Origin of the sequence: Streptomyces durhamensis (genome assembly GCF_000725475.1) — a bacterium.
Classification (GTDB): domain Bacteria; phylum Actinomycetota; class Actinomycetes; order Streptomycetales; family Streptomycetaceae; genus Streptomyces; species Streptomyces filipinensis.
In genome coordinates, this window is sequence record NZ_JNXR01000074.1 from 1 (window position 1) to 2,367 (window position 2,367).

General features: G+C 67.0%; 2 protein-coding genes. Both read left to right on the top strand.

The annotated features are described in order from the left end of the window. Positions 1 to 192: 192 nt before the first annotated feature. Positions 193 to 1,545, top strand: coding sequence for an IS21 family transposase (gene istA, locus IO33_RS0141760; protein WP_425348009.1), 1,353 nt, complete (start codon positions 193 to 195; stop codon positions 1,543 to 1,545). After that, positions 1,542 to 2,312 carry an IS21-like element helper ATPase IstB gene (gene istB / locus IO33_RS0141765; protein WP_031174301.1) on the top strand — a complete coding sequence of 257 codons (771 nt, stop codon included), beginning with the start codon at positions 1,542 to 1,544 and terminating at the stop codon, positions 2,310 to 2,312. The genes istA and istB overlap by 4 nt, the downstream gene beginning before the upstream one ends. Positions 2,313 to 2,367 lie beyond the last annotated feature (55 nt).

Consider the following 2,367-nt stretch of genomic DNA (forward strand, 5'->3'; position numbering starts at 1 on the left):
GTGTCGGCGTACAAGCGAACGTGCACCACCTCGTACGGATGAAAGTGCACCATTGTTGATGCGGTGACGGGGCGTCGGCCGTGAGTCTGCTGCTGTCGGTTCGGGGTGGCAGGGAGGCGGCTGACGGTGGTCTTGGATCCGCATCGCTGGCTGGAGTTGAGGCGGTTTCGTCCGCTGTACGAGTCCGGTGCGATGAGTCTGCGGGAGATCGCGAAGGAGACTGGGCTGAACCGCCGGACGGTCAGCAAGTACCTCAAGGACCCCGCATTGGTCGCGCCGCCGAAGAGAGAAGCAGCAGATCAGAGGCCTCGGCGGGTGGTGGACGAGGTCGCGCCGCTGATCGACGCGATGCTCAGGTCCGAGATCCTGCTCAAGGGAAGGGTGATCCACGAGCGCCTGACCCAGGAGTACGGGGTCAGCATCAACTACCAGCGGGTGAAGCTCTATCTGCAGGAGGCCCGGCCCCGGATCGCGGAGGAAATGGGCATCAGTCCGGGTGAGCTGGCGGGCCTGCACCGGCGCTTCGAGGTCGTCCCTGGTGCTCAGGCCCAGGTCGACTGGGGAGACGAAGGCAAGGTCCTCGCCCATGTCGGCATCCCGAAGGTCTACTCGTTCCACATGACGCTGTCGTACTCACGCGACCCGTTCTGCTGCTTCACCACCAGCCAGGACCTGGCCACGTTCTTCGACTGCCACCGGGCCGCGTTCGCGCACTTCGGCGGGGTGCCGATGAGCATCGTCTATGACCGCACCAAGACGGTCGTGCGCCGGCACGTCGCTCCCGGTGAGGCGGTTCCGCTGCACCCGGAGGCGGTCGCCTTCGCCGGGCACTACGACTTCGACGTCGACGTGCTGGCTGCCTACCGGCCGCAGGGCAAGGGGCGGGTCGAGCGGCAGGTGAACATCGTCCGTGACCACGTCCTGGCCGGTCGGGCCTTCTCTTCCATCGAGGAGATGAACGCTGCCTTCGCCGCCTGGGTGCCGCTGCGGCGGGCGAAGGTCCACGGCACCCACGGCGAAGTCATCGGACACCGGGCCGTGCGCGACCACATGGCCCTTCGTCCGCTGCCGGCGACCCCGTATGTGGTCACGCAGCGGCACCTGCGGCACGTCGGCAAGGACTGCCTGGTCGCCTTCGACGCGAACCTCTACTCCGTTCCCGCCCGCAAGGTCCGACCCCGTCAGCTGGTCGAGATCCGGGCCACGAAGTCGCAGGTCAGCCTGTATTCAACCGCCCCCGGCACAGGTGGCCAGACCTTGTTGGCCGTCCACCCGCGGGCCGTTGGCCGAGGCGCCCGCATCGTGGATGAGACTCACTGGGACGGCCTTCCCACCGGCGCCGGCCGCCGCGTCACCACCTGCGACGCTCTGCCCTTGCCCCGACGCGACCAGGCAGTCGGGCCCGAGGCGGGACCGCTGCAGGCTCTGCTGAACCGGGCCGCCGCCGCGAATGTCGAGGTGGGCCGCCGTCCGCTGTCGGTCTACGACGAGCTGACCGGCACCCGCCCCTTTACTGCCAACTCCGCCAGCAAGGAAATCCGTTGAGCGAGCTGACCAGCACCCGCATCCGCACCACCGCCGCCAAGCTCGGCCTGCCGCACCTGGCCGAGGCCCTGAACCAGTACATCCAGCGGGCGGATGAGGCCAAGATGGGCTACCTCGACCTGCTCGATCTGGTGCTGTCCGAGGAACTCGCTGTCCGCGACGACCGCCGCTTCCGCAACGGCCTGCGGTTGTCGAAGCTGCCGCACCACAAGACGCTGGAGGACTACGACTTCTCCTTCCAGCCCGAGCTTGACCCGCGCAAGGTCAAGGACCTGGCCACCCTCTCCTTCGTCGAGGAGAAGGCCAACGTCGCTCTGCTCGGGCCGCCCGGCGTCGGCAAGACGCACATCGCCGTCGCCCTGGCCGTCGCGGCCTGCCGGGCCGGCTACTCGATCTACTTCACCAGCCTCGACGACATGGTCCGTCATCTCAAGGCCGCGGAGGACCAGGGCCGTCTGATCAGTAAGCTCACCAGCTACCTCCGGCCCGCCGTTCTCGTGGTCGACGAGGTGGGCTACCAGCCTCTGGAGCGGGCCGAGGCGAACCTGGTCTTCCAGGTGATCTCCAAGCGTTACGAAAAGGGCTCGATCATTCTGACCTCGAACAAGACCTTCGGTGAATGGGGCCAGGTCTTCGGCGACGAGGTACTGGCCACCGCGATCCTCGACCGGCTCTTGCACCACTGCGAAGTCGTCCCGATCAACGGCAACAGCTACCGGCTCAAGAACCGCCTCCAGGCCATCGAGCGGGACACCGACGTGGCCTGAGCTGTGGTGCACACAACTTCGTACTCGGTGGTGCACCCAGAGGAGTACCTGGACA